At 74.0% G+C, this 25,520-nt stretch carries 22 protein-coding genes; 11 read left to right on the forward strand and 11 right to left on the reverse strand.

The genetic code is table 11. From position 1 onward, the window contains the following. Positions 1-39: 39 nt before the first annotated feature. Positions 40-312 carry an HPr family phosphocarrier protein gene (locus AES38_RS07150; protein WP_012299146.1) on the forward strand — a complete coding sequence of 91 codons (273 nt, stop codon included), beginning with the start codon at positions 40-42 and terminating at the stop codon, positions 310-312. Between the two features lie 74 nt (positions 313-386). Here AES38_RS07150 and AES38_RS07155 read toward each other — a convergent pair whose 3' ends face one another. Next, positions 387-1,898 (reverse strand): SDR family NAD(P)-dependent oxidoreductase, encoded by a 1,512-nt coding sequence (locus AES38_RS07155; RefSeq protein ID WP_244629257.1) that lies wholly within the window; start codon positions 1,896-1,898, stop codon positions 387-389. A gap of 60 nt (positions 1,899-1,958) precedes the next feature. Beyond that, positions 1,959-2,231, reverse strand: a complete 273-nt coding sequence (locus AES38_RS07160; RefSeq protein ID WP_053774384.1) for a hypothetical protein — start codon at positions 2,229-2,231, stop codon at positions 1,959-1,961. Between the two features lie 127 nt (positions 2,232-2,358). On the opposite strand from AES38_RS07160, the gene AES38_RS07165 reads away from it, so the two are divergent. Together AES38_RS07165 and AES38_RS07170 are read left to right on the forward strand one after the other, a co-directional pair. Beyond that, positions 2,359-4,899, forward strand: coding sequence for a DEAD/DEAH box helicase (locus AES38_RS07165; protein WP_053774385.1), 2,541 nt, complete (start codon positions 2,359-2,361; stop codon positions 4,897-4,899). Further along, positions 4,896-5,825, forward strand: a complete 930-nt coding sequence (locus tag AES38_RS07170; RefSeq protein WP_053774386.1) for an SDR family NAD(P)-dependent oxidoreductase — start codon at positions 4,896-4,898, stop codon at positions 5,823-5,825. Before AES38_RS07165 ends, AES38_RS07170 begins: the two co-directional genes overlap by 4 nt. Before the next feature lie 20 nt (positions 5,826-5,845). On the opposite strand, the gene AES38_RS07175 is transcribed toward AES38_RS07170, so the two are convergent. Next, positions 5,846-6,964: a histidinol-phosphate transaminase gene (locus tag AES38_RS07175; protein WP_053774387.1), complete on the reverse strand. Its 1,119-nt coding sequence runs from the start codon at positions 6,962-6,964 to the stop codon at positions 5,846-5,848. Positions 6,965-7,049: 85 nt separating this feature from the next. On the opposite strand from AES38_RS07175, the gene AES38_RS07180 reads away from it, so the two are divergent. The 3 genes from AES38_RS07180 to AES38_RS07190 all read left to right on the forward strand — a co-directional run bounded on the left by AES38_RS07180 (position 7,050) and on the right by AES38_RS07190 (position 10,246). Beyond that, a complete protein-coding gene (locus AES38_RS07180; protein WP_053774388.1) occupies positions 7,050-7,976 on the forward strand; it encodes an alpha/beta fold hydrolase in 927 nt (308 codons plus the stop codon). A gap of 37 nt (positions 7,977-8,013) precedes the next feature. After that, entirely contained in the window at positions 8,014-8,748 is a 735-nt protein-coding gene (locus AES38_RS07185) for an esterase/lipase family protein (RefSeq protein ID WP_053774389.1), read from the forward strand. Between the two features lie 88 nt (positions 8,749-8,836). Further along, positions 8,837-10,246 carry an MFS transporter gene (locus AES38_RS07190; RefSeq protein WP_053774390.1) on the forward strand — a complete coding sequence of 470 codons (1,410 nt, stop codon included), beginning with the start codon at positions 8,837-8,839 and terminating at the stop codon, positions 10,244-10,246. Here AES38_RS07190 and AES38_RS07195 read toward each other — a convergent pair. After that, entirely contained in the window at positions 10,243-11,220 is a 978-nt protein-coding gene (locus AES38_RS07195; protein ID WP_053774391.1) for an NAD(P)H-quinone oxidoreductase, read from the reverse strand. The genes AES38_RS07190 and AES38_RS07195 overlap by 4 nt on opposite strands. A 153-nt stretch (positions 11,221-11,373) precedes the next feature. On the opposite strand from AES38_RS07195, the gene AES38_RS07200 reads away from it, so the two are divergent. Further along, positions 11,374-11,940 (forward strand): YceI family protein, encoded by a 567-nt coding sequence (locus AES38_RS07200; protein WP_053774392.1) that lies wholly within the window; start codon positions 11,374-11,376, stop codon positions 11,938-11,940. 100 nt (positions 11,941-12,040) lie between these two features. Here AES38_RS07200 and AES38_RS07205 read toward each other — a convergent pair whose 3' ends face one another. From AES38_RS07205 to AES38_RS07215, 3 genes are read right to left on the reverse strand one after another with little or no spacing between them, the layout of a single operon-like run. Then, positions 12,041-12,973 (reverse strand): alpha/beta fold hydrolase, encoded by a 933-nt coding sequence (locus AES38_RS07205; RefSeq protein ID WP_053774393.1) that lies wholly within the window; start codon positions 12,971-12,973, stop codon positions 12,041-12,043. Next, complete coding sequence (locus AES38_RS07210) at positions 12,970-14,022, reverse strand: FUSC family protein (RefSeq protein ID WP_053775718.1); 1,053 nt, start codon at positions 14,020-14,022, stop codon at positions 12,970-12,972. The genes AES38_RS07205 and AES38_RS07210 overlap by 4 nt, the downstream gene beginning before the upstream one ends. A gap of 52 nt (positions 14,023-14,074) precedes the next feature. Then, positions 14,075-17,500 carry a DNA polymerase III subunit alpha gene (locus tag AES38_RS07215; protein ID WP_053774394.1) on the reverse strand — a complete coding sequence of 1,142 codons (3,426 nt, stop codon included), beginning with the start codon at positions 17,498-17,500 and terminating at the stop codon, positions 14,075-14,077. Between the two features lie 112 nt (positions 17,501-17,612). Between AES38_RS07215 and AES38_RS07220 the strand changes: the two genes are divergently transcribed. The 3 genes from AES38_RS07220 to AES38_RS07230 all read left to right on the forward strand — a co-directional run bounded on the left by AES38_RS07220 (position 17,613) and on the right by AES38_RS07230 (position 21,206). After that, positions 17,613-18,980 (forward strand): glucose-6-phosphate dehydrogenase, encoded by a 1,368-nt coding sequence (locus AES38_RS07220; protein ID WP_053774395.1) that lies wholly within the window; start codon positions 17,613-17,615, stop codon positions 18,978-18,980. Positions 18,981-19,068: 88 nt separating this feature from the next. Further along, positions 19,069-19,818, forward strand: coding sequence for a dienelactone hydrolase family protein (locus tag AES38_RS07225; protein WP_053774396.1), 750 nt, complete (start codon positions 19,069-19,071; stop codon positions 19,816-19,818). Between the two features lie 107 nt (positions 19,819-19,925). Next, complete coding sequence (locus AES38_RS07230) at positions 19,926-21,206, forward strand: LCP family protein (RefSeq protein WP_053774397.1); 1,281 nt, start codon at positions 19,926-19,928, stop codon at positions 21,204-21,206. Between the two features lie 36 nt (positions 21,207-21,242). On the opposite strand, the gene pnuC is transcribed toward AES38_RS07230, so the two are convergent. Both pnuC and AES38_RS07240 read right to left on the reverse strand, forming a co-directional pair. Beyond that, positions 21,243-21,941: a nicotinamide riboside transporter PnuC gene (gene pnuC, locus AES38_RS07235; protein WP_053774398.1), complete on the reverse strand. Its 699-nt coding sequence runs from the start codon at positions 21,939-21,941 to the stop codon at positions 21,243-21,245. A gap of 102 nt (positions 21,942-22,043) precedes the next feature. After that, positions 22,044-22,367, reverse strand: a complete 324-nt coding sequence (locus AES38_RS07240; RefSeq protein WP_012038212.1) for a DUF6504 family protein — start codon at positions 22,365-22,367, stop codon at positions 22,044-22,046. Between the two features lie 251 nt (positions 22,368-22,618). Here AES38_RS07240 and AES38_RS07245 point away from each other — a divergent pair, with 251 nt between their 5' ends. Continuing rightward, positions 22,619-23,488 carry an aldo/keto reductase gene (locus AES38_RS07245; protein WP_053774399.1) on the forward strand — a complete coding sequence of 290 codons (870 nt, stop codon included), beginning with the start codon at positions 22,619-22,621 and terminating at the stop codon, positions 23,486-23,488. Positions 23,489-23,558: 70 nt separating this feature from the next. Here the strand turns inward: AES38_RS07245 and AES38_RS07250 are convergent, their stop codons facing one another. Beyond that, on the reverse strand, positions 23,559-24,656 hold the full coding sequence (locus AES38_RS07250) for an App1 family protein phosphatidate phosphatase (protein WP_244629140.1): 1,098 nt from the start codon (positions 24,654-24,656) through the stop codon (positions 23,559-23,561). 38 nt (positions 24,657-24,694) lie between these two features. Beyond that, positions 24,695-25,426: an SOS response-associated peptidase gene (locus AES38_RS07255; protein WP_053775720.1), complete on the reverse strand. Its 732-nt coding sequence runs from the start codon at positions 25,424-25,426 to the stop codon at positions 24,695-24,697. Positions 25,427-25,520 lie beyond the last annotated feature (94 nt).

A 25,520-nucleotide genomic window follows, 5' to 3' on the forward strand; every position in this document is an offset into this window, starting at 1 on the left:
CCCCGTCCCCGACCCGACCCCCTCACGAAGGAGAGCACCATGACCGAGCGCACCGCCACCATCGGCAGCCGCGTGGGCCTGCACGCCCGACCCGCATCCCTGTTCATCGAGGCGGTGCGCCGCACGGGCGTCGCCGTGAAGATCAGCAAGCCGGGCGGCACGCCGCTCGACGCCACGAGCATCCTCTCGCTGATGAGCCTGGGCGCCGCGAACGGCGACCAGGTCGTCCTCACGGCCGAGGGCGACGGCGCGGACGCCGCGCTCGACGAGCTCGCGGCGCTGCTCGAGTCGGACCTCGACGCCGTCGAGTAGCCGCCCGCACGAGGAGAGGGCCCGGTCACCGCGATGCGGCGGCCGGGCCCTCTCGTCGTGTCAGGACCTGCGGATCACCACTCGGCGACGCGGTAGTCCTTGAGGAAGACGCCCGAGATGTCCTCGCCGGCCTGGCCCATGACGATGGGGTCGTAGACGCGGGCGGCGCCGTCGACGAGGTCGAGCGGGGCGTGGAAGCCCTCCTCGGCGAGCCGGACCTTCGTGGGGTGCGGCCGCTCGTCCGTGATCCAGCCGGTGTCGACGCTCGTCATGAGGATCCCGTCGGTCTCGCGCATCTCGCGCGCCGACGTGCGGGTCATCATGTTGAGCGCGGCCTTCGCCATGTTCGTGTGCGGGTGGCCAGGGCCCTTGTACGCGCGGGCGAACTGGCCCTCCATCGCGCTGACGTTGACGACGTACTTGCGGCGCGACTCCGACGCGGCCATCGCGGGACGCAGCCGGCTGACCAGGAGGAACGGCGCCGTGACGTTGGCGAGCTGCACCTCGAGCATCTCGAGCGGATCCACCTCGTGCACCACCTGGGTCCAGCTGTTCGCGTCGTGCAGGTCGGGCACGAGGCCGCCGGCGTCGATGGCCGTGCCGGCCGCGAGGCGCGCGAGCGAGGACGACCCGGCGGTCATCGCGAGCTCGGTGACCTCCGCGGCCGTGATGCCCGTCGCCGTCGAGAGGATCGGGTGCGCGGCCACGCTGGCCGCGAGGGCCGCCGGGTGCGCGTCGTTGGTGTGCCCGAACGTCAGCAGCTCGGGGATGGGCCCGTCCGGCAGCGGCGCCGACTCCGCCTCGGACAGGGGCGCGTAGGAGCCGGGGGAGCGGCGCACGGTCTGCGCGGCGTTGTTGATGAGGATGTCGAGCGGCCCGGCTGCCGCGACGGCGTCGGCGAGGCCGATGACCTGCGCCGGGTCGCGGAGGTCGAGGCCGACCACGCGGAGGCGGTGGACCCACTCGTGCGCGTCGGGCAGGCCGGCGAAGCGGCGCACGGCGTCGCGCGGGAAGCGCGTGGTGATGGTGGTGTGCGCGCCGTCCCGGAGGAGGCGCAGCGCGATGTGCATGCCGATCTTCGCGCGGCCGCCCGTGAGCAGCGCGCGCATGCCGGTGAGGTCGGTGCGGGCCTCGCGCTTGGCGTGGTTGATGCGCGCGCAGTCCGGGCAGAGCTGGTGGTAGAACGCGTCGACCTGCGTGTAGTGCTGCTTGCAGATGTAGCAGGGGCGCGAGCGGAGGAGCGTGCCGGCCGTGGGCGCGGCCGTGGTGATGGCGAGCGGGATCCCGCGGGTCTCGTCGTCGATGCGGTCGGGCGCGCCCGTGGCGGTGGCGGCGACCACCGCGCGGTCGGCGCTGGCGACGGCCTCGCGCTTCTCGAGGCGGCGGGCCTTCTTCACCGACTTGAACATGGAGGCGGTGGCGCGGCGGACGGCGACGAAGTCGGGGTGCTCCTCGTCGATGTCGGCGAGCGAGCCGAGGACGCGCAGCGTGACGGCGAGGTCGGCGGGATCGATGGCCGCGTCGGGGGCGGGGTCGACGGGATCCGTGGGAGCGGCGGGGTCGTCGGGCAGGGCGTCGGAGGGCACAGGAGATGATACCCGGGCACAGCGGCCCGGTCGGGCGGCCCCGGCGGCGGCCGCAGCGCGCTACATCGTGGTCGCGAACCCGATCGCGGCGGCGATGACGGCCCAGAGCGCGATGGTGACCACGACGAGCGCGATGAGCCCGGTGCGGCGGTCGCGCCAGCGGGCGCGCTCCGCCTCGACGTCGACCGGGGCGGCATCCGGCGTGGGCAGCCCGGACGCGGCGGCATCCGGGGCGGACGCCTCCCGGGTGCTCGCCGCGGCCTCGACGGACGGCACGGCGGTCGGGTCGAGCGGGGCGCGATCGGGTCGGGGGTCGAGCGGGGTGGAGGGCATCCGGTGAACGTACGCGTCGCGGCCCGTCGTTCCCTGCCACCTGTGGACAACTCCGCGCGCAGTCCCGCCGACCGGTGCCGCCAACCGGTGCGCCCGGGCGGGATCCGTGGGGGAGGATGGACGCATCATGCCCGACACCGCGCTCGCCCCCACGCTCACCGAGGAGGCGGCCCGCCTGGCCGTGGACGGGGCGACCGACGACGCCATCTACGACGCGTTCGCCGAGTGGGCGCTCGGGCAGGGCATCGAGCTGTACCCGGCGCAGGACGAGGCGGCGCTCGAGATCGCGTCGGGCGCGCACCTCATCCTCTCGACGCCGACGGGCACGGGGAAGTCGCTCGTCGCGGTCGCGGCGCACTTCGCGGCCCTCGCGCGGGGACGCCGCTCCTACTACACGGCGCCGATCAAGGCGCTCGTCTCCGAGAAGTTCTTCGCGCTCGTGGAGCTGTTCGGCGCCGCGCAGGTGGGCATGGTCACGGGCGACTCCTCCGTGAACCCGGACGCGCCGATCATCTGCTGCACCGCCGAGATCCTCGCCAACCGGTCGCTCCGGGGCGGTGCGGACACGCCCGTCGACCAGGTGGTCATGGACGAGTTCCACTTCTACGCGGATCCGCAGCGCGGGTGGGCGTGGCAGGTCCCGCTCCTGCTCCTGCCGCACGCGCAGTTCGTGCTCATGTCGGCCACGCTCGGCGACGTCACCGACCTCGCGGAGGACCTCACGCGCCGCACCGGCCGGCCGACGGCCAGGATCACGGGCATCGAGCGTCCCGTGCCCCTCTTCTTCCACTACGCCGTGACGCCCGTGCAGGAGACCGTGGAGGAGCTGCTCGACACGAGGCAGGCCCCCGTCTACATCGTGCACTTCGCGCAGGCCGCCGCCCTCGAGCGGGCCCAGGCGCTCTCGAGCATCAAGATCGTGACGCGGGAGCAGCGGGACGAGATCGCGGAGATCATCGGCGGCTTCCGGTTCAGCACCGCGTTCGGCAAGACGCTGTCGCGACTGGTGCGCTCGGGGATCGGCGTGCACCACGCGGGCATGCTGCCGAAGTACCGGCGGCTCGTCGAGCAGCTCGCGCAGCAGGGCCTCCTCCGGGTGATCTGCGGCACCGACACGCTCGGCGTCGGGATCAACGTCCCCATCCGCACCGTGCTCTTCACGGGCCTCACCAAGTACGACGGCACCCGGATGCGGCAGCTCAACGCCCGCGAGTTCCACCAGATCGCCGGACGCGCGGGCCGGGCCGGGTATGACACCGCGGGCACCGTGGTCGCGCAGGCGCCCGAGCACGAGACCGAGAACCTGAAGATGCTCGAGCGCGCCGGGGACGACGTGAAGAAGCGTCGGAAGCTCGTGCGCAAGAAGGCGCCCGAGGGCTTCGTCTCGTGGGGCGAGCCGAGCTTCCGCAAGCTCATCGACGCGGAGCCCGAGCGGCTGACCTCGAGCATGCAGGTGAGCCACGCGATGATGCTCAACGTCATCGCGCGCGGCGGCGACGTCTTCCAGAACATGCGCGCCCTCGTCGAGGACAACCACGAGCCCCGGATCCGCCAGCTGGCCCTCGCGCGCCGCGCCCTCGCGATCTACCGCACGCTGCGCACCGCGGGCATCGTCAGCCAGGAGGCGGACCCGGACGGCGGGCCCACGCGGATCACGCTGACGGTCGACCTGCAGGCCGACTTCGCGCTCAACCAGCCGCTGTCGCCGTTCGCGGTCGCCGTCTTCGAGCTGCTCGACCGCGAGTCGCCGACCTACGCGCTCGACATGGTGAGCGTGGTCGAGGCCACGCTCGACGACCCGCGGCCGATCCTCGCCCAGCAGCAGTTCAAGGCCCGCGGCGAGGCCGTGCAGGCGATGAAGGCCGAGGGCATCGAGTACGACCAGCGCATGGAGCTGCTCGAGGAGGTCACCCACCCGAAGCCGCTCGAGGAGCTGCTCGACCAGGCGTTCACGACGTACGCCGCGAGCCAGCCGTGGATCGGCGACTTCGCGCTCAGCCCGAAGTCGGTCGTCCGCGACATGTACGAGCGGGCGATGTCCTTCAGCGAGCTCGTCTCCTTCTACGGGCTCATGCGCTCCGAGGGGCTCGTGCTGCGCTACCTCTCCGACGCGTTCCGCGCGATGCGCCAGACGATCCCCGACGAGGCCAAGACCGAGGAGCTGCTCGACGTGATCGAGTGGCTCGGCGAGCTCGTGCGCCAGGTCGACTCGAGCCTGCTCGACGAGTGGGAGGAGCTGTCGCACCCGACGGCCGCCCCCGGCGACGCGCCCGTGCTGCCGCCCGCGCCGAAGCTGCTCACCTCGAACACGCGCGCGTTCCGGATCCTCGTGCGCAACGAGATGTTCCGCCGCGTCCAGCTCGCCGCGCGCGAGGACCTGCAGGCCCTCGGCGAGCTCGATGCCGCCGCCGGCTTCGACGCGGACGCCTGGGGCGACGCGCTCGACGGCTACTTCGGCGAGTACGACCGGATCCTCACCGACGGCGACGCCCGCAGCCAGGCGCTCATCACGATCGAGGAGCGGCCGACGGAGTGGATCGTGCGGCAGGCGCTGCACGACCCCGAGGGCGACCACGACTGGGGGATCGAGGCGACGGTCGACCTCGACGCGTCGAACGAGGCGGGCGAGGCCGTGGTGCACGTGACCCGCGTCGGCACCCTCTCGTGAGCGCCGCGCCGCGCCTGCCCGATCTGGCCGGCCGGACGATCCTCGTCACCGGCGCGAACGGCGGCATCGGCTTCTGGACCTCGGCGCAGCTCGCCGGCGCGGGCGCCCGGGTGCTGCTCGCCTGCCGCTCCGCGGAGCGCGGGGACGCCGCCGCCCGCGCGATCACGGCGCGCGTGCCGCGGGCCGACGTCGACGTCGTGCCGCTCGACCTGGCGAGCCTCGCGAGCGTGGACGCGTGCGTCGCGGCCATCCGCGAGGACTTCGACGCGATCGTCGCCAACGCCGGCCTCACGCCCGCCGGCGGCCGCGCACGCCGCCGGCGCACGACGATCGACGGGTTCGAGGAGCTCATGGGGACCAACGCGCTCGGGCACTTCGCGCTCGTCGCCGGGCTCGCCCCGCGGCTGCGCGCGGGCGGCCGGGTCGTCATGCTCGGATCCCTCGCCCACCGCTTCTCGCCGCTCGACCTCGGCGACCTGGCGGGGGAGCGGCGCATGCCCTCGCTCGTGCGCTACGGACGGTCGAAGACGGCGTGCATGATGATCGCCGCCGAGCTGGACCGGCGCTGGCGGGCGAGCGGATCCGACCGCATGGCGCTCTCCGCGCACCCCGGCTTCTCGGTGGACGCGCTGACGCCGCCGCAGGATCCGGCCGTCCGCGCGCGGGGTCTCGCGGCCGCGCGTCGCCGGGTCGCCCTGACCGGACACGTGCTCGTGCAGGGCAAGGACGCCGGAGCCCGGCCGGTCGCGCACGCGGCGGCGGCCGACGGCGTCACCGGCGGGGACTTCTGGGGACCAGCCGGGCCGCTCGAGCTGAAGGGCCCGCCGGCGCCCGCGTACGTCGCCGAGCACGCCCGCTCGGAGGCGGTCGCCGCGCAGCTGTGGGCCGCGGCCGAGGACGCGACGGGGATCCGCTTCCGTCCCTGACGACGCCCCGCGGCGCCGGCTCAGCCCCGCGCGGTCCCGAGCACGTCGTCGAGCGCGTCGCGGAACGCGGCCGTCTCCTCGGGGGTGCCGACGGAGACGCGCAGCCAGCCCTCGGGGCCCGTCTCGCGGATCAGGACGCCCCGGTCGAGGAGGCCCTGCCACACCGCGTGCCGGTCGGGGAAGCGGCCGAAGAGCACGAAGTTCGCGTCGGACGGCGCCACCTCGAAGCCCCGGCCGCGGAGCCACTCGACGAGGGCGTCCCGCTCCTCGCGGAGCGACGCGACCTGCGCGAGCAGCACCCGGCTGTGCCGGAGGGCGGCGGTCGCGCTCACCTGCGTGATCCGCGACAGGTGGTACGGCAGGCGCACGATGCGGAGCGCGTCCACCACCGCGGGCGACGCCGCGAGGTAGCCGAGCCGGCCGCCCGCGAACGCGAACGCCTTGCTCATGGTGCGCGAGACGATCAGACGCGGGTGCTCCGGCAGCAGCGAGATGGCGGTCGGCACGCCCTCGCGGCGGAACTCCGCGTACGCCTCGTCGATCACCACGACGCCGGGCGCGACGGAGAGCACGTGCTCGATCTCGGGGATCGTGAGCGCGGTGCCCGTGGGGTTGTTCGGGGAGGTGAGGAACACGACGCTCGGCCGGTGCTCCTCGATGAGGCGGGTGACGTTGTCGAGGTCGAGCGTGAAGTCCTCCTGGCGCCGGCCGGAGACCCACCTGGTGAGCGTGTTCCGCGCGTACTCGGGGTACATCGCGTAGTGCGGCGCGAAGGAGAGCGCGACGCGGTCGGTGCCGCCGAAGGCCTGGAGCACCTGCTGCAGCACCTCGTTGGACCCGTTCGCCGCCCAGACGTTCTCCGGACCGAGCGGGAGGCCGCTGTCGGCGGTGAGGTAGTCGGCGAGCTCGGTGCGGAGCTCGAGGAACTCGCGGTCCGGGTAGCGGTTGAGCCCGCGCGCGGCCTCGAGCACGGCCTCGCTCACCGCGACCGCGACCTCCTCGGGCAGCGGGTACGGGTTCTCGTTCACGTTGAGGAGCACGGGCACGTCGAGCTGCGGGGCGCCGTAGGGCTCCTCGCCGCGGATCCCGTCGCGCAGGGGCAGGTCGGCGAGGGTCGTCTCGGACCAGTCGGGGCTCATCGGGTCTCCTCGGGGGTCGGCGGGTGTCCATCCTCCCATCGACCGCGGAGCAGGGCGCCCGGGGCCGGACGGCTAGGGTCGCAGGATGCGCTCCCCCCTCGCCCGGCTCGCCCGCGTCCGGCGACCGGGGGACGTGCACCGCACCGAGACCCCGCCGCCGCGGTGGCTCCTGCTCTCCCGCCGCTACGGCTCCCGGGCGATCCCCGTCGACCACGACCTGGAGCGCCGCACGGTGCTCGGGCACCGGATCGCGATCAAGGTGTTCCGCTCGCCGGGCGCGAACGCCGGCCGGTCGCTGTCCGCCGCCCCCGCGGGCATCGGCGTCACCGGTCCCACGGGCCGGCCGTCCTTCGTGCTGGTGCACGGCATCGGCGTCTCGTCGCGCTACTTCCACCCGGTGGCCGCGTTCCTCGCCGAGCACGGCACGGTGCTCGCCATCGACCTGCCCGGCTACGGCGAGTCGCCGCGCGTGCGGCAGGACGTGACGCTCGCCGACCACGCGGACGTCGTGGCCGAGGTGATCCGCATGCACGGGCTCGTCGACCCGGTCGTCGTCGGCCACTCGATGGGCACGCAGATCGTCGCGCAGCTGGCGGTCGACCACCCGGAGGTCGCCGACCGCCTCGTGCTCATCGCGCCGACGCTCCCGCCGCGCACCCGCGGCCTGCTGCGGGCGGCCCTCGCGCTCGGCATCGACACCCTCCGCGAGCCGCTACTCGCGAACGCCGTGGTGCTCGGCGACTACTTCCTGCGCTGCGGGATCCCGTACTACGTCCGCCAGCTGCCGCACCTCATCGACGACGCGATCGAGGAGCGGGCGCCGCGGATCCGCGCCCGGACGCTCGTGCTGGTCGGCGACCGGGACGCGGTCGTCGACCGCGGGTTCGCGCGCGACCTCGCCGACCGGATCCCGCGCGGCGCGTTCCGGCTGGGCCGCGGCCCGCACGTGGTCATGTTCACGGACCCGCTGGGCGTCGCGCGCGCGATCGTCGAGCACGCGCGGGCCTCCTGACGCGTCCGCGCCCGGCGCACGCGGGCAGGATGGACGCGTGACCGACGACGCCCCCGACCCCCTCCCGCCGCTCACGCTCCTCGGGAAGGCGGTCGCCTGGGCCCTCGACTACGCGTACGTCCTCCGCTGGCAGCTCGCCGCCACGCTCTCCCGCGACGACGCCCGCTCGTTCGAGGACGGACGCGACGACCGGCCGACGATCCTCGTCCTCCCCGGGGTCTACGAGCGCTGGCAGTTCATGCTGCCGATCATCCGGCGCCTGCACGCGCGCGGCCACGGCGTGCACGTGGTCGGGTCGCTCGGCGCCAACGTCGGCCGCGTCGCCGAGATGTCGCGCCGGGCCCGCGCCTACCTGGAGGCCGAGGACCTGCGCGACGTGATCGTCGTCGCGCACAGCAAGGGCGGCCTCATCGGCAAGCACCTCATGGCGTTCGGCGACCCCGACCGGCGGATCCGCGCCATGGTCGCGATCAACGCGCCCTTCGGCGGATCCTCGTACGCGCGCCTCATCCCGGTCCGCAGCATCCGCGACTTCTCCCCGCGGAACGCCGCCCTCCTCGAGCTCGGGCGCTCGCTCGACGCCAACGCGCGGATCACGAGCGTCTTCGCGCGGTTCGACCCGCACATCCCCGGCGGCAGCTCGCTCGCGGGCGCGACCGACGAGCGGGTCGCCGCCTCGGGCCACTTCCGGATCATGGGCGACGAGGACGTGCTCCGCCGCGTGGAGGCCGCGATCGACCGGGCCGGGAGCGCCGCGAGCCCGCCCGCCTGACCCCATGCGATCCGGGCGTGCGGACGGGACCTGACCCCATGCGATCCGGGCGCGCGGACGGGCCCCGACCGCGGCGCATACTGGGCACATGCCCGACCCCGCCGCACCCGCCCGCGCGGACGGCGCGCTCGACGGCCGCGGCCGCACGGTGCTCGTCGTCGCGATCCTCGCCTCCTTCGTCGCGTTCCTCGACGGCACCGTCGTCAACGTCGCGCTGCCCGCCATCGGCGCGGACCTCGGCGGCGGCCTCGTCGTGCAGCAGTGGGTGGTGGACGCGTACCTCATCACGCTCGGCGCGCTGATCCTCCTCGCCGGATCGCTCTCCGACGCCTTCGGCCGGGTGCGCGTGCTGCGCTGGGGGCTCGTGGGCTTCGGCGTCACCTCGCTCGTGTGCGCCGTGGCGCCCGGCGCCGGGATCCTCATCGCGGCGCGCGCGGCCCAGGGCGCCGCCGGTGCCCTCCTCGTGCCGAGCTCGCTCGCCCTCATCGCGCAGGCGTTCCGCGGTCCCGCGCAGTCGCGCGCCATCGGCTCGTGGACGGCGTGGACCGGCACCGCGATGCTCGTCGGCCCGGTCCTCGGCGGCGTGCTCGTGGACGCGCTCGACTGGCGGCTCGTGTTCGGGATCAACGTGCTGCCCATCGTCGTCACGCTCGTGCTGCTCGCCCGGCTGCCGCACGACGCCCCCGCCGCCGAGGGCACGCGCGTCGACGTGCCCGGCGCGGTGCTCGGCGCGCTCGGGATCGGCGGGCCCGTGTTCGCGCTCATCGAGCAGTCGCGGCTCGGGCTCGGCCACCCGCTCGTGGTCGGCAGCCTCGTCGTGGGCGTCGTCTGCCTCGTGCTCTTCGTGGTGCGCGAGCGCCGCACGCCGCATCCCATGCTGCCGCTGTCGCTCTTCCGCGAGCGGGACTTCCTCGTCGGCAACATCGCGACCGTGGGGATCTACGGCGCGCTCTCGCTGGGCGGCTTCGTCATCGCGGTGTTCCTGCAGCAGACCGGCGGGCTCTCCGCGACGGCGGCGGGCTTCGCGCTCGTGCCGACCACGGTGATCATGCTGCTGCTGTCGACGCGCTTCGGCGCGCTGGCCGGGCGCATCGGGCCGCGGCTGCTGATGGGCGTCGGGCCGATCGTCGCGGGCGCCGGCTACCTGCTCATGCTCCGCGTCGCCGAGCCCGTGGACTACGGGGGGCAGCTGCTGCCCGGGATCCTCGTCTTCGGCCTGGGCCTCTCGATGACGGTGGCGCCGCTCACCGCCACGATCCTCGAGGCGGTGCCGTCCTCGCAGGCGGGCATCGCGTCGGCGGTCAACAACGCGGTGTCGCGCGTCGCCGGGCTCGTCGCGATCGCGGCCATCGGCCTCGTGGCGGGCCCCGACCTCGACGTCGCCGCGTTCCACCGCGTGGTGCTGGTGACGGCGGCGCTGCTCGTCGCGGGCGGGGTGGTCTCGCTCGTCGGGATCCGCTCCCGGCGCGCCGTGCCCGCGGCGTCCGAGGCGGGCTAGACCGCCAGCAGGACCTTGCCCACGTGCTGCGACGACGCCACGTGCGCATGCGCCGCGGCGGCCTCCGCGAGCGGGAACACGCGGTCGACGACCGGGCGCACGGATCCGTCGGCGACGGCCGGCCACACGTCCGCGCGGACCGCGGCGACGATGCGCGCCTTGTCGTCGGCGTCGCGCGCGCGGAGCGTCGTGCCCCAGATGCGCCCGCGACGCGCCATGAGCTGCCCGATCGCGATGCTCGTGGGCGCCCCGCTCTGCGCGCCGATGACCATGATCCGGCCGTCGCGGGCGAGGGCGCGGATGTCGCGGTCGATGTAGTCGCCGGCGATCGCGTCGAGGATCACGTCGGCCCCGTGGCCGTCGGTCGCGTCGCGGAGCGCCTCGACGAAGTCCTGCTGCCGGTAGTCGATGAGGACGTCCGCGCCGAGCGCGCGGCACGCCTCGAGCTTCGACGGGCTGCCGGCGGTGACGGCGACGCGGGCGCCCAAGCGCGTCGCGAGCTGGATCGCCATGGTGCCGATCCCGCTCGACCCGCCGTGCACGAGCAGCGTCTCGCCGGGCTCGAGGCCCGCGTCGAGCACGACGTTCGACCACACGGTCGCGACGACCTCGGGCAGTCCCGCCGCCTCCACGAGGTCGAGGCCGTCGGGCACGGGGAGGACGTGGCGCTCGTCCACCGCGACGAGCTCGGCGTAGCCGCCGCCCGCCAGCAGCGCGCACACGCGGTCGCCGACGCTCCACCGGGTGGCGCCCTCGCCGAGCGCCTCGATCGTGCCGGAGACCTCCAGGCCGAGGTGCGTCGGCGCGCCCGCGGGCGGCGGGTACGCGCCCTCGCGCTGGCTGAGGTCGGCGCGGTTGACGCCCGCCGCCGTCACGCGGATGAGCACCTCGCCGGGCCCGGCCACCGGATCCGGCAGCTCGGTGAGGGAGAGGACGTCGGGGCCGCCGGGGGAGGGGAAGGTGATCGCGCGCATCCCGCCACGGTACGCCCGCCCCGGGTGACGGACGACCGCCACGAGAAGTACATGAACTCGCAAGCAGAATCGGGAATGGATGACGGATCCATGCGCTTGCATACCTCTGAGGCCGTCGGCCCGCACCCATGACCCCGCACGAGAGGCACGCACATGAGCGACACCACCACCGTCCCCGGCTACATCGCCGGCACCTGGACCATCGACAAGACCCACAGCTCCATCGGCTTCAGCATCCGCCACATCATGATCAGCAAGGTCAAGGGCACGTTCAAGGACTTCGACGCCGAGATCGTCACGGGCGCCACCCCCGAGCAGAGCTCCGTGAAGGCCCACGCGACCATCGCCTCGATCGACACGAACGAGCCGAACCGCGACCAGCACCTCCGCACGAACGACTTCTTCGACGCCGAGAACCACCCCACCATCGACTTCGTCTCCACCGCGGTGCGCGTGGAGGAGGACGGCGACGCGAAGGTCGACGGCGAGCTCACCGTCCGCGGCGTCACCAAGCCCGTCACGTTCGACGTCGAGTTCGGCGGCTTCGGCGGCGACCCCTACGGCAACACCAAGTTCGGCGCGACGGCCACCACGGTCATCAACCGCGAGGACTTCGGCCTCACCTACAACGCGGCCCTCGAGACCGGCGGCGTGCTGCTCGGCGACAAGGTCACCATCACGCTCGACATCCAGGCGGTCCTCGCGACCCCCGCGGCCTAGCGCCCGTCGGCCGGGCATCCGTCCGGCCGCCTCCGCCCCGCGCGGATCCGACGCCCCCGTTCCCGTCAGGGACCGGGGGCGTCGTCGTGCGCGGGGCCCCTCAGGGGACGAGGCCGAGCGCGCGCAGCGTCTCCGCCGGGCGCTCGACGTGCGCGAAGTGGCCGGCGTCGCGGATCACCGCGGAGCGGAGCGTCGACACCGTGCCGGCCAGCAGCTCGAGGTCGTCGGGCGAGACGAAGACGTCGTCGTCGCCGCGCACCGCGACCACCGGGCACGCGATGCGCGCCCACAGCCCGTCGGCGTCGTAGCCGCGCGTGACCTCGGCGGCGAGCGAGAACGCGCGCGGCCGGGCCTCGGTCGCGATGGCGGCGACGATCGAGCGGCGCACGCGCCAGCCGTGCGCGAAGAGCGGGAGGGCGACGGCGCGCATGAGGCGGATCCGGCCGACGCCGCGGATGAGGGCGGTGCCCGGGCGGCCGAGCCGGCGCATGGTGCGCATCACCCCGAGCATCATCGTGAAGCCGGGGATGAGGCGGAAGTCGCGCACCGGATGGGCCACGCTCCGGATGACCGAGTACGTGGTGGGGGACACGAGCGCGACGGACACGGCCCGCGCGGGATCCCCGGCCGCGAGGTGCAGCGCGATGAAGCCGCCCATCGAGTGGCCGACCAGCCGCCAGCGCGTGTAGCCGAGGCCGTCGACCACGCGCGTGACGGCGTCGGCGATGGCGTCGACGGTGGCCTCGTCGTCGGTCGCGTCGAGCGGCGAGCCGCCCCAGCCGGGGAGGTCGATCGCGACGACGTCGGCGAACGGGACCCCTGCCTCGCGCGCCGCGCGGATCAGCGGCGTCCAGGTCGTCCACGACCCGGCGGCGCCGTGCAGCAGGACGGTCGCGGTGTCGGAGCCGCGGCGCTCCGCGCGGTGGTGCCGTACCGGGCCGAGCGCGGTGGGCGTGGTGCCCGGCATGAGGCCCGAGGCGCGCGGGTCCGGCTCGAGCTCGAGCGGGCTGTAGCCGGGGAGCGGACGCGTCACTCGGCGCCGCCGATGATCTCCGAGCGGATGCGGCGGATGTCCTCCAGCAGCGAGCCGATGAGGATCCAGTGCTCCTCGCTCGGCTGCAGCACCACGAGCGGCGCCGTGAGCGCGGGCTCCTCGTGCGGCCCGGCCGCCTGCCCGTCGCCGCGGACGCCGCCCGGGAGCGCGTGCTCCGCGAGGAGGCGCACGTCGTGGGCGGCGCGCGTCAGCTCGGTCGCGATGCCGCGCACGACCGGCTCCTCGGCGAGCGACGGGTCGTAGCGGTCGTGCACCGCGCGCGTCATGCCGACCACGCGGTTGACGAGCACGGTCAGCGTGGCGAGCAGCTCCCGATCGGCCTCGAGCAGCGCCCGGTGGCGCCGTCGGAGCGGGTTGAGGGTGAGGCTCTCGAGGCCCCTGTCGACCTCGGCGACCGCCTTCGTGTGCCGCGGCCGGAGCTCGCGGGCGCGCGTGAGCATGCGGTCGAGCTCCTCGCGGTCGACGGGCTCGGCCAGCGCGCCGGCCAGCCGGTCGAGCGCGGCCGCGCAGTCGCCCGCGAGGCCGACCACCGCGCGGCGGCTGGCCTCGTGCAGCACGGGCGGGGCGATCGCGATGTTGACGACCACGCCGATGGCCGCGCCGATGATCGTCTCCACGATGCGGTCGAACGCGTACACGGGGGAGAGCTGGCCGATGGCGAGCACGAGCATCGCGCTGATGGGGATCTGCGTGCTCGACCCGGGCGTGAGCCGGAACACCCAGCCGACGAGCACCGCCACCACGACCGCGGTGAGCACCACCCAGCTCGACGTGCCGAGCGCGAGGCCGAGGACGAGCGCGAGCAGCACCCCGGTGATCACGCCGAGGCTGCGCTCCACCGCCTTGCCGAAGGTCTGGTTGATGCTCGGCTGCACGACGAGGAGCGCGGCGATGGTCGCGAAGATGGGCAGCTGCGCGGGCAGCAGGGCGATGCAGGTGAACCAGGCGATGATCGCGGCCACGCTGGTCTTGACCACCTGCACGAACGGGATGCGCGTGGTGGTGCGGACGGTCGTGGTGATGCGCACGTGCGGCCTCCGGCGGCTCTCGGGTGCCTCCATCATCCCGCGACCCGCGCGCTCAGGCGACCTGGGCCGCGTCGTCCATCCCGTCGGCGCCGCCCGCGCCGCCCTGCCGCCTGGCGTCCTGCCAGCGCGCCCACATCTCCTTGAGGTCCCAGGCGTCCTCCGCCTGAATGGAGACGCCGCGCTCGCCCGTGCGCCTCGTGCGCCCGCGGATGACGAGCAGCCGCGTGCCGAAGAGCATGGGCCCCGCCTTCTGCTGCGCCTCGTCGAAGAAGGTGGAGTCGGAGCAGCCCGTGCCGTCGTCGAGGCTGATGAACACGACGCGCTTGCCGCTGCGCATGGGCGGGGTCTGCGTGGCGATGCGGATCCCGGCGACCACCACCTCGGAGCCGCTGCGCACCTCGAGCAGCTGGCTCGCCGGGATCACCCCGAGCTCGTCGAGCATCGGCCGGTAGCTCTCCAGGACGTGCTCGGTGACCTCCATCTGCAGGATGTCGAGCTCGGCGGCGACCCGCTCGCGCCCGTCGGGGTCGGGGGAGCCGCGCGGGATGAGGTCGCGGTCGTCGACGAACAGGGGCAGCTGCCCGGCCGGATCCGCGGGGCGGGCCGCGCGCGCCGTGAGCCGCCGCACGTACGCCATCACGTCGCCGCGGGACGCGGGACCGCGGGTGCCGGCGTCGTCCGCCGAGGTCGCGAGCGGGTCGAGCGCGCCCACCGCCGCGAGCCGCTCGAGCAGCGCGCGCGACGGCTGCGCCTTCGCGTAGAAGTCGGAGATGGAGTCGAACGGCTGCCCGGCGACGATCCGCTCCATCTCCGCCTCGCTCATGCCGTGCACGTCCTGCAGCGACAGCCGGATCCCCAGCTCGCCGATGCGCGTGCGCGCCGTGGTCGCCTCGCCCTCCACGCGCTCCACGCGGTAGACGCCCGTGGAGCGGTTCACGTCGAGCGGCAGCACGGGCACGCCCATCCGGCGCGCCTCGGTGAGGAGCAGGCGCTTGGGGTACATGCCGGGGTCGTGCGTGAGGATCCCCGCGAGGAACTCCGCCGGGTAGTGGGTCTTCAGCCACGCGCTCTGCCAGGTGGGCAGCGCGAAGGCCGCGCCGTGCGCCTTGCAGAAGCCGAACGAGCCGAAGCCCTTCAGCGCCTTCCAGATGCGCTCGACGTCGGCGTCCGAGAAGGGGCGCCGCCCCGTGCGGCCGTCGACGTGCGCGGACGTGCGCTCCCGGAAGGCCTGCTCGACCACCGTGTCCATGCGCTCCATGTTGCGGCGCAGCTCGTCGGCCTCGGCGAGGGAGACCTGCATGCAGTCGGCGAAGATCCGGATGACCTGCTCGTGGTAGATCACGACGCCGAACGTGGGCGCGAGGAACGGCGCGAACCGCGGGTGCAGGTAGTCGGGCCGGGTGATGCCGTGCTTCGTGTCGAGGAACGGCGCGACCATGTTGCCCTTCATGGGCCCCGGCCGGAACAGCGAGATGTCGGCGATGAGGTCCTCGTAGACGTCCGGCTGCATCTTGCCGATGAGCTCGCGCTGCCCCGGCGACTCGATCTGGAACATGCCCAGCGTGTGCGTGGTGCGGATGGCGGCGAAGGTCTCCTCGTCGTCGTGCGGGATCTCGTCGAGCTCGATGCGCCCGTCGCGGTGCACGTAGCGCGCGTCGACCGGGATGCCGCCCGCGACCGCCGAGCGCGCGCCGTGGATGCGGTGGATCTCGTCCAGCGCGTACGCCATGGTGCTCTGCATCCGCACGCCCAGGATGTCGAGCTTGAGCAGCCCCATGTCGTCGATGTCGTCCTTGTCGAACTGGCTCATCGGCAGGCCCATGCCGCTCGGCTGCACGGGGCTCGTGCTGAGCAGGTCGGAGTCGCCGAGGATCACGCCGCACGGGTGCATGGAGATGTGGCGGGGGAGCCGGTCGAGCCGCTCGGTGAGGTCGACCAGCAGGTCGATGCTCGGGTCGTCGCGCACGAGGTCGGCGATGGGCTTCAGCTCCGGCTTCGTCTCGAGCACCGCCCGGAACTCGCGCGCGTTGAACCGCCAGATGTTCTTGGCGATGAAGTCGATCTGCTGCTCGTCGAGGTCGAGCGCGAGCCCCGCGTCGCGCGCGGCGCCGCGGGCCCGGTAGGTGTTCTGCATCGACAGCAGCGTGACCCGGTTGCTCCCGTACCTCTCGAACACGCGGTGGTACACCTCGTGCCGGCGCGCGGACTCCACGTCGATGTCGATGTCCGGCAGCGTCGAGCGCACCTTGCCGAGGAAGCGCTCGAACAGGAGGTCGTGCTCGAGCGGGTCGACGTTGGAGATGCGCAGCAGGTAGTTGACGAGGCTGCCCGCGCCGGATCCGCGCGCCTGGTTGCGCACGCCCATGTCGCGCATGAGGGAGCACACGTCGGCGACCGTGAGGAAGTAGGTGGCGAAGCCGAAGCCCGTGATGGTCTGGAGCTCGGTGCGCATGCGGGCGAGCACGCGCTGCCGCATCGCCTCGTCCACGTGCCCGAACCGCTCGGTGACGCCGGCCTCGGCCTTCCGCCACAGCGCCTCGTCCGGGTCGCCCGTGACGCCGATGACCGACTTCTCCGGCAGCTTGGGCTTCCGCCAGGCGAGGTCGGCGTCGGGATCCAGCCGGCACCGGTCCGCCAGCTCCTCGGTGGCGCGCAGCAGGGCCTCCCCGGCGCGGCGGTCGAGGGAGGAGGTGCCGGCGATCTCGCGCGCGATCGCCTGCATCTCCTTCGGGGTCTTCAGCCACGCCTGGCCGTTGGGCTGCGGCCGGAACGACCCCAGCGGGCGCAGCGTCCCCGCGGCGTCGAGCACGTCGCCCGTGAGCGCGTCGTCGGGCTCGAGGTAGCGGACCGCGTTGGTGAGCACGGCCGGGACGCGATGCGCGTCGGCGAGCTCCAGCATCCGGGCCGCGTGGCGGAGGCTCGCGGACTCGCCGGGCTCGGTGAAGTGGCAGACCACCTCGACCGCGATCGCGCCCGGCAGGAGGCGCGCCCACTCGGCGAGGTGCCGGGATGCGAGCGCGTGGTCGCCGGCCGCGACCGCGCGGCCCACGTCCGAGTCGGGCCCGAGCATGACCGTGCCGACCGGTCCGTCCTCGCCGAGGAGGAAGGCGGGCGGCCGGGTGCGTTGGATGCCCGCCTGGGCGCTCCGGGCGGTGCTGCGCGCCGTGCCCCGGCCGTGGCTCGCGCTGATGAGCCGGCTGAGCGCCGCCCAGCCCTGGCCGTGCGTGCCGCCGTGCGCGAGCACCGTGATCCGCCCGGGGTGGTCGCCCGTGAGCCCGAGCTCCGCGCCCACGACGGGGGAGACCCCCGCGGCGATCGAGCGGCGGATGTGGCGGACGGCGCCGTACAGCCCGTCGCGGTCGGTGATCGCCGCGGCCGACGCCCCCTCGGACGCGACCCGGTCGACGAGCGCCTCGGGCGCCGTGGTGCCGTGGTGGGCGGAGAACGCGGACGCGACGTGCAGGTGGGTGAAGCTCACGCACGCCTCCCGACGGATCCGCCGCGCCCTCCCGAGCGCGATGTTCGAACGGATGTTCGACTCGCCCAGTGTAGGTCGGCTGCCCGACGGCCGCGACCCGTAGTCTCGGAGGATGACCAGCGAACCCTCCACCCTCGTCATCCTCGGCGCCAGCGGCGACCTCACGGAACGCCTCCTCCTGCCGGGTCTCGGCAGCCTCGTGGCGAGCGATCGGGGGCGGCGGATCCAGCTCATCGGCACCGGCCGGAGCGAACGGTCGCCCCAGGAGTGGACGAGGACGGTCAAGACCGCGTTCGACTCCGTGGAGGCCACGGGGCGCCGGGCGGCGAGCATCGTCTCGTCGACGAAGTACATCCAGGCCGACCCCACGGACCTCGACGACCTGAAGCGCATCCTCGAGGCGTGCGAGGGCGCGCCGGCCCTGTACTTCGCGCTGCCGCCGGCCATCTCCATCGCGGTGTGCGAGAAGCTCGAGCAGCTCGACCTGCCGGAGGGCACCACGCTGGCGCTCGAGAAGCCCTTCGGCTCGAACAGCCGCACGGCCGCCCAGCTCAACCGCCAGCTGCTGAAGCTCGTGCCGGAGGACCGCATCCACCGCACCGACCACTTCCTCGGCCTCTCCACGGTGCTCAACCTCGTGTCGCTGCGCTTCGCCAACCGGTTCTTCGAGTCGGTGTGGAGCGCCAGGGACATCGAGAAGGTCGAGATCCTCTACGACGAGACGCTCGCGCTCGAGGGCCGCGCCGCCTACTACGACAAGTCGGGCGCGCTGGTCGACATGATCCAGAGCCACCTGCTGCAGGTGCTCGCGGTCTTCGCGATGGAGCCGCCCGCGAGCATCGACCCGGACGACCTGCGCTCGAACATCGCCTCGGTCCTCCGCGCCACGGAGGTCTGGGACAACGACCCCGTCGCGCACAGCCGCCGCGCCCGCTACACGGGCGCCACGGTCGACGGCACCCGCATCCCCGCCTACGCCAAGGAGGAGGGGGTGGATCCGGCCAACGAGACGGAGACGCTCGCGGAGGTCACCTTCGGTGTCGCGAACGCGCGCTGGGCGGGCGTGCCGTTCCGGCTGCGGTCGGGCAAGGCGCTCAAGGAGGCGTCGAAGCGCATCGTCGTCACGTTCAAGCCCGTGGCGCACCTGCCGCGCGGCCTCCACGGCTCGGCCCGGCCCGACCGGCTCGTCATCGACCTGAAGCCCGACGGCATCTCGCTCGAGGTCACCATGGACGGCACCGGCGAGCCCTTCACGCTCACCCAGTCCACCTTCCGCGCGGAGTTCGCCCAGCCCGAGCTCACCCCGTACGGCGAGGTGCTCGACGGGATCCTCGCCGGCGACCCGCGCCTCTCGGTCCGCGGCGACGTGGCCGAGCGGTGCTGGCGCATCGTCGCGCCCGTCATGCGCGCCTGGAAGGGCGACCGCGTGCCCATGGCCGAGTACCGCGCCGGATCCGCGGGGCCGACCGCCTGGCGCTGACCGGGCCGCGTCGGCCTCCCGTATGACGGCTCGCTGGGCGTCGTCGCCTCCCGGGGGCGGCGCCCACGGCGCGCCCTAGCGTGAGGGCATGCCCGTGACGCTCACCGAGATCCCCCTGCCCGCCGCCGGACCCGGGGCGTCGCCCGGCCTGCACGGCGTCCTCGCGGTGCCCGACGGCGACGGCCCCTGGCCCGCGGTCGTCGTGGTGCACGAGGCCTTCGGCGTCACTGACGTCATGCGCCGCCAGGCGGAGCGGCTCGCCGAGGCCGGCTTCCTCGCGCTCATGCCCGACCTCTTCTCCGCGGGCGGCGCGCGCCGCTGCCTGGTCGCGACCTTCCGCACGCTCGCGGCGGGGGAGGGCCGCGCGTTCGTCGACGTCGAGTCCGCCCGCCGCGCGCTCCTCGCCCGCGCCGACTGCACGGGTCGCGTGGGCGTCATCGGCTTCTGCATGGGCGGCGGGTTCGCCCTCGCGGCGGCCTCCCGCGGCTTCGACGCGTCGAGCGTCAACTACGGCATGCTCCCCGACGACCTCGACGGCGTGCTCGACGGCGCGTGCCCGATCGTCGCGAGCTACGGCGGGCGCGACCGGCAGCTGGCCGGATCCGCCGACCGGCTCGAGGCCGCCCTCGTCGCGCACGGGATCGACCACGACGTGCGCGAGTACCCGGATGCCGGGCACGCCTTCCTGAACGACGCCGAGTCGGGGCCGCGGCTGCTCCGTCCGGTGCTGCGCGCGGTCGGGATGGGCCCCGAGCCCGCGTCGGCGGAGGACGCGTGGCGGCGGATCGACGCGTTCCTCGACGCCCACCTGCGCGACGGCGAGCCCGCGGGGGCGTAGCGCATCCGTCCGCGCGCCGGGCGGACTCTCCACCGCCCTCGGTTACCCTGTGGAGGATCCGGGTGCCCGCGCCCGGCGCTCCCCGCCCGGCGACGAGAGATCCCCCCATGCAGCACGCCCCCCAGAGGACCCGCGCCGACCGGGCCCGCGTCCGCGGCATCGCCCGCCACGGCCGGCTCCGCGCCCCGAGCGCCTCGCGCACCGTGATGAAGGGGATCGGCATGGTCGCCGCCGTCTCCGTCGCAGCGGCGGCGTCGATCCTGACCATCGCCTTCTGGGACCTCTCGCGCACCGTCGCCGACAACACGGTCGACATCTCGGGCGGCCAGACGCTCCCGCCGTCGCTCGGCGGCATCGACGGCGGCGCCAACATCCTCATCGTCGGCAGCGACAGCCGCGCCGGCCAGGGCGACGGCTACGGCGCCGCGAAGGACGTGGGCACCGCGACGCTCAACGACGTGACGATGCTGCTGCACATCAGCGAGGACAGCAGCCGCGCGACGGTCATCTCGTTCCCGCGCGACATGCTCGTCCCCATCCCGGAGTGCGAGGGCCCCGACGGCACGAAGTACCCGGCCAGCGCGCGCGCCCAGCTCAACGAGTCGCTGTCCCGCGGCGGCTTCGAGTGCACCGTGCGGATGGTCGAGGGCCTCACCGGACTCGACATCCCCTACGGCGGCGTCGTGCAGTTCAACGGCGTGGTCGAGATGTCCAACGCCGTCGGCGGCGTCGAGGTCTGCGTGGCCAACGGCATCTACGACAAGAAGACCGACTTGGCGCTGGATCCCGGCATCCACCCGCTCCAGGGCAAGGAGGCGGTGCAGTTCCTCCGCACGCGCTACGGCGTGGGCGACGGCAGCGACATCTCGCGCATCGGCAACCAGCAGGTGTTCCTGAGCGCGCTCGTGCGCACCATCAAGAGCTCCGACACGCTGACGAACCCCGCCAAGCTCTACGGCATCGCGCGCGCCGTCGTCGACAACATGCAGCTGTCGACCTCGCTCGCCGACCTCGACACGCTCGTCTCGGTGGCGCTCACGTTCAAGGACATCCCGCTCGACGACGTGGTGTTCCTCCAGTACCCGGGCACCGTGCTCGCCAACGGCCGGGTGCAGCCGGACGCGCCGGCGGCGGCCCAGCTCGTGAGCCTGCTCGCGTCCGACGCGGACTTCTCGCTCGGCCAGCCCGCGGCGACGGGCGAGGCCGGCAGCGTGCCAGGCAGCGTCCCGGGCGAGGGTGCGACGACGCCGCCCGCGGCCCCGTCGCCGACGCCGACCGACGGATCCGCACCGGCGCCCGCCCCGACGCCGACCGCGGAGGTGCTCGACCAGAGCATCACCGGCCAGACCGCCGCGCAGGCCACCTGCTCCAACGGCCAGGGCCGCTAGGGAACGGGAACCGTCCCGCCGGGTGGAGGCCCGGCGTCAGCGCTCGGCGGGTGCCTCGACGACGCGCGGATCCGGGAAGGCCGTCTCGACCGCGGGGCTCGCGGTGCCGCGGGCGCGCATCCAGACGAAGAAGCCCGTGAGCGTGAACGCGCCGTAGAAGACGTACATGAAGGCGGAGGCGTAGTAGCCGGCGCTCACCAGCAGGGGCACGCCGACGAGGTCGACGGCCACCCACACGAGCCAGAACTCGACCCAGCCCTTGGCCATGCCGTAGGTGGCGAGGAGCGAGCCGACGAAGATCCAGGCGTCGGCCCACACGGGCTCGTAGGAGCCGAGCGCCCGGAAGACGGGCGTGAGGATCGCGGTGCCGCCGACGAGCGCGACGACGAGCAGGACGCGCTCGCGTCCGGACGCCCACTGCGGCACGACGGGCGCGCCGCCGTGCCGGGCCTGCTGCCAGCGGTACCAGCCGTAGACCGACACGGCGATGAACATGACCTGTCGGCCGGCCTGGCCGAGGAGGTTCACGGGGTTCGGCGTGCCGAAGACCGCGCCGAGGAAGACGGTGAAGAGCAGCACGTTGCCGACGATGCCGACGGGCCACGCCCAGACCTTGCGGCGCATGCCGCCGAGGGCGCTGGCCAGGCCGAAGAGGTTGCCGACGATCTCGCGCCAGAGCACGACCTGGTCGCCGATGCGGAGCTGCGCGTCGAACAGCCACTCGAGTGCCGCCATGCGGGTCCCCTCCGTGCGCCGCGGTCCGGGTGATCGCGAGCGGGCGCCGTGCGCGGCGCCGATCTGGTGCAAGGCGCGTGCGCCCTCCGCTATTCCCCGGCCTCAGGCGAACAGGCGCACGTCGAGCTCCTCGTCCGACGCCGTGACCAGCGACCAGCGACCGCGCGCGTCGACGCTGAGGTCGAACGAGCCGTCGACCCGCCGCGCGCCCGTGGTGAGCGGCACGGCCTCGACGCGCCACATCGACAGCTCGAGCAGGTGCGCGCTCGCGCCGCGGGGCGCGCGGCCCGTGCGCTGCCACCAGTCGACCCGCGCGATCCACCGCTCGGGGGAGCTGACCACCCCGTAGACCACGCCCCGCCAGGTGAACCGCAGCGGCGACCCGTCTCCGGAGAGCTCGACCTCCACGTCCTCGTCGATCCGCATGGTGCCGCTCCTCTCGCCCGCGCCGGCCGCGCTCCCGCGTTCGAACGGATGTTCGAACGTCTGATCCGAGTGTAGGAACGCCCGCCGACATCCACGAGGGGAGCGGGCGGATCCACCTCACCCTCGACCGGAGCCTGAGGGTCTCGTCCTCTTCCGGCGCATCGGGCATGGATCGGCGGGTCGGCGCGTTGGCCCCGGTGTCCCGAGGGCGGCAGACGCCCCCTCGTCATCGACACCCGAGGAGGGTCCACATGACCGACACCACCACCCGTCCTGCCGAGGCATCCGGCACGTTCACCATCGGCGGCGACCTGCCCGTCGTCCGGCTCGGCTACGGCACCATGCAGCTGACCGGCGAGGGCGTCTGGGGCGCCCCCGAGGATCCGGCCGAGGCCGTCCGCGTCATCCGCCGCGCCGCCGAGCTCGGCGTCACGTTCTTCGACACCGCCGACTCCTACGGCCCGTTCGTCGCGGAGGAGCTCCTCAAGGAGGCGCTGCACCCCTACGCCGACGACGTCGTCGTCGCCACCAAGGGCGGGCTCACGCGCCCCGGCCCCGGCGACTGGCGCCCGGTCGGCCGCCCCGAGTACCTGCGCCAGCAGGCCGAGCTGAGCCTCCGCCACCTCGGCCTCGAGCGCATCGACCTGTACCAGCTGCACCGCATCGACCCGGCCGTGCCGCTGGAGGACCAGATCGGCGTCCTCAAGGAGCTGCAGTCCGAGGGCAAGATCCGCCACATCGGCCTGTCCGAGGTCTCCGTCGACGACGTGAAGGCCGCGCGCGGCATCGCCGAGATCGTCTCCGTGCAGAACCTCTTCAACCTCGCCAAGCGCGACGCCGAGCCGCTGCTCGAGTACGCCGAGGCCGAGGGCCTCGCCTTCATCCCGTGGTTCCCGCTCGCGACCGGCGAGCTCGCGAAGGACGGCGGCCCGCTCGACGCCCTCGCGAAGCAGCACGACGCGAGCCCGTCCCAGCTGGCGCTCGCGTGGCTCCTCCGCCGCTCGCCCGTCATGCTGCCGATCCCCGGCACCAAGTCGGTCGGGCACGTCGAGGACAACATCGCCGCGGCGGGCATCGAGCTCACCGACGACGAGTTCCAGGCGCTCACCGACGCCGTCTGATCCGTCCCGCACGCACGAGGGCCCCGCAGGAGATCCTGCGGGGCCCTCGTCGTCGTGGGCGACGCCGCGGCTAGGTGCCGATGCGCGTGCCGGAGTCGTCGGCGAGCCCGAGGTCGTCGAGCTGCGCGAGGAGGCTCGCGCCGTCGGGGGCGTAGACCCACGGCACGCTGCTGTCGAGCGTGCGCTTCTCGGCCTTGGCGCGGCCGCCCGCGAGCACGGCCTCGCCGGCGCTCAGCTGGCGGATGAGGACGACCTCGACGTTGTCGGGGTGGTGCTCGGCGAACTCGCCGTAGAGGAGCTCGTCGTGCTGGCCGTCGTCGCCCGCGAGGATCCACTTCACGTGCGGGAACTCCTCCGCGAGCCGCTGCAGGTTCAGGCGCTTGTGCTCCATCCCGCTGCGGAACCACCGGTCGACCGTGGGGCCCCAGTCGGTGAGGAGGATCGGGCCCGGCGGGTAGAGGTTCCGCGACAGGAACCGGGTGAGCGTCGGTGCCACGTTCCACGCGCCCGTGGAGAGGTAGAGGACGGGCGCGCCCGTGTGCTGCAGGCGGAGCCGCTCGTAGAGCACGGCCATGCCGGGCGTGGGGGTGCGCGCGTGCTCGTCGAGCACGAAGGTGTTCCACGCCGCGAGGAAGGGGCGGGGGAGCGCGGTGACCATGACGGTGTCGTCGATGTCGCTGAGGATCCCGGTGCGCACGTCGTCGCCCACGACGAACACCGGCGCCTCGACCGTCTCCGAGCCCTGCGCGCGGAGGCGGATGGTGTGCCAGCCGCTCGGCAGGGTCGCCTCGACGACCACGTCCACGACGCCGCCGCGGTCCGCGCGCACGTGGTGCTCGGTGCCGTCGATCTCCACGGTGACGTCGACGTCGGTGAGCGGCACGCTCGTGAAGCTGCGCCAGCCGCGCACGCTCTTGTCGCCCGCGAGCGCGCGTCGGCTCTTCGGATCGGTGAGGAGGACGCGGCAGAGCACGCGCACCCAGCGCACGGACCCGTAGCCCGCGTACGGGATGACGGTGGGGGTGAGCCCGCGCTTGCGAGCGCGGCCCTCGCGGATCTCGTGGATGCGGTCCTCGATGCGCGCCGCCCGGTGCAGCACGGGCGCGGCGGCCGGCGACTCGAGGAGCGTGCGGGTCGCGTGCTTCTTCTTCTTCGAGGAGGGGGCCACGGGCTCAGTCAACCAGACCCGGGGACCGGCTCCGCGCGTCACACGGGTCGGGCGAGCTCCGCGGTGTCGGGCGCGCCCTGGTCGAGGCCGGGGCCGACCTCGTCCATCGCCAGCTGCTCGATCACGTCCTCCGCCTGCGCGGCGACCGCACGCAGCAGGTCCGGGGAGCCCTCGGCCGTGGGGTCGAGCCACTCCTCGACGACGTCGGGGGAGAGCACCACGGGCATGCGCTCCGCGAGCGCCTCCACCGTGCCGGCGGCCGGCCGGGTGAGGACGGCGCAGCTGAGCACCCAGCGGGCCGGGTCGTCCGCGGCGCGCGACGGGTCCCGCCACCACTCGTAGAGGGCCGCCAGCAGGACGAGGCCGTCGCCCGCGCCCACCAGGTACGGGGTGCGGAGGCCGTCGTCGGTCTCGTGGTGCTCGTAGTAGCCGGAGACGGGGATCGCGGCGCGCCGCGAGACCAGCGCCTGCAGGAGCTCCGGGCGGGAGGCCAGCTGCTCGGCGGGCACCTCGGCGAGCGGCGGGCCCTGGTCCGGCCCGGCGGATCCCGCGGGGACGAGGCCCCAGCGCGCCGACTCGAGCCGGCGCACGGGCACCTGGTCCTCCGTGTCGCCCTCGGCGCGGCGGGGGAGCGTGTCCACCAGGACGGCGACGCGCTGCCCGGGGACGATGCGCCAGGAGGGCGCCGGCACGGCGTCTCCCGCGTGGTCCACGTCGAGCAGGTCGACCAGGTCGTCGGCGGTCATGGCCCGGGCGAGGATGCGCGTCATGCCCTCCATACTGGTCGACGCCCCCGACGGCCAGGGACGCGGGCGCGGCATCCGGGGACTGTCCGCGGAAGGATCGATTCATTACGAAGTGGCG

The sequence above is a fragment of the Clavibacter capsici genome, from assembly GCF_001280205.1.
In the GTDB taxonomy this organism is placed as follows: Bacteria; Actinomycetota; Actinomycetes; order Actinomycetales; family Microbacteriaceae; genus Clavibacter; species Clavibacter capsici.

What these genes read in the sequence shown, in the direction of transcription:
- AES38_RS07240 (WP_012038212.1), bottom strand. Translation starts at nt 22,367, where the DNA reads ATGCGGATCGACGAGGACGTGGAGGTCGAGCTCTCCGGAGACGGGTCG.
- AES38_RS07175 (WP_053774387.1), bottom strand. Translation starts at nt 6,964, where the DNA reads ATGAGCCCCGACTGGTCCGAGACGACCCTCGCCGACCTGCCCCTGCGC.
- AES38_RS07165 (WP_053774385.1), top strand. Translation starts at nt 2,359, where the DNA reads ATGCCCGACACCGCGCTCGCCCCCACGCTCACCGAGGAGGCGGCCCGC.
- AES38_RS07200 (WP_053774392.1), top strand. Translation starts at nt 11,374, where the DNA reads ATGAGCGACACCACCACCGTCCCCGGCTACATCGCCGGCACCTGGACC.
- AES38_RS07190 (WP_053774390.1), top strand. Translation starts at nt 8,837, where the DNA reads ATGCCCGACCCCGCCGCACCCGCCCGCGCGGACGGCGCGCTCGACGGC.
- AES38_RS07195 (WP_053774391.1), bottom strand. Translation starts at nt 11,220, where the DNA reads ATGCGCGCGATCACCTTCCCCTCCCCCGGCGGCCCCGACGTCCTCTCC.
- pnuC (WP_053774398.1), bottom strand. Translation starts at nt 21,941, where the DNA reads ATGGCGGCACTCGAGTGGCTGTTCGACGCGCAGCTCCGCATCGGCGAC.
- AES38_RS07225 (WP_053774396.1), top strand. Translation starts at nt 19,069, where the DNA reads ATGCCCGTGACGCTCACCGAGATCCCCCTGCCCGCCGCCGGACCCGGG.
- AES38_RS07230 (WP_053774397.1), top strand. Translation starts at nt 19,926, where the DNA reads ATGCAGCACGCCCCCCAGAGGACCCGCGCCGACCGGGCCCGCGTCCGC.
- AES38_RS07245 (WP_053774399.1), top strand. Translation starts at nt 22,619, where the DNA reads ATGACCGACACCACCACCCGTCCTGCCGAGGCATCCGGCACGTTCACC.
- AES38_RS07220 (WP_053774395.1), top strand. Translation starts at nt 17,613, where the DNA reads ATGACCAGCGAACCCTCCACCCTCGTCATCCTCGGCGCCAGCGGCGAC.
- AES38_RS07150 (WP_012299146.1), top strand. Translation starts at nt 40, where the DNA reads ATGACCGAGCGCACCGCCACCATCGGCAGCCGCGTGGGCCTGCACGCC.
- AES38_RS07255 (WP_053775720.1), bottom strand. Translation starts at nt 25,426, where the DNA reads ATGACGCGCATCCTCGCCCGGGCCATGACCGCCGACGACCTGGTCGAC.
- AES38_RS07160 (WP_053774384.1), bottom strand. Translation starts at nt 2,231, where the DNA reads ATGCCCTCCACCCCGCTCGACCCCCGACCCGATCGCGCCCCGCTCGAC.
- AES38_RS07180 (WP_053774388.1), top strand. Translation starts at nt 7,050, where the DNA reads ATGCGCTCCCCCCTCGCCCGGCTCGCCCGCGTCCGGCGACCGGGGGAC.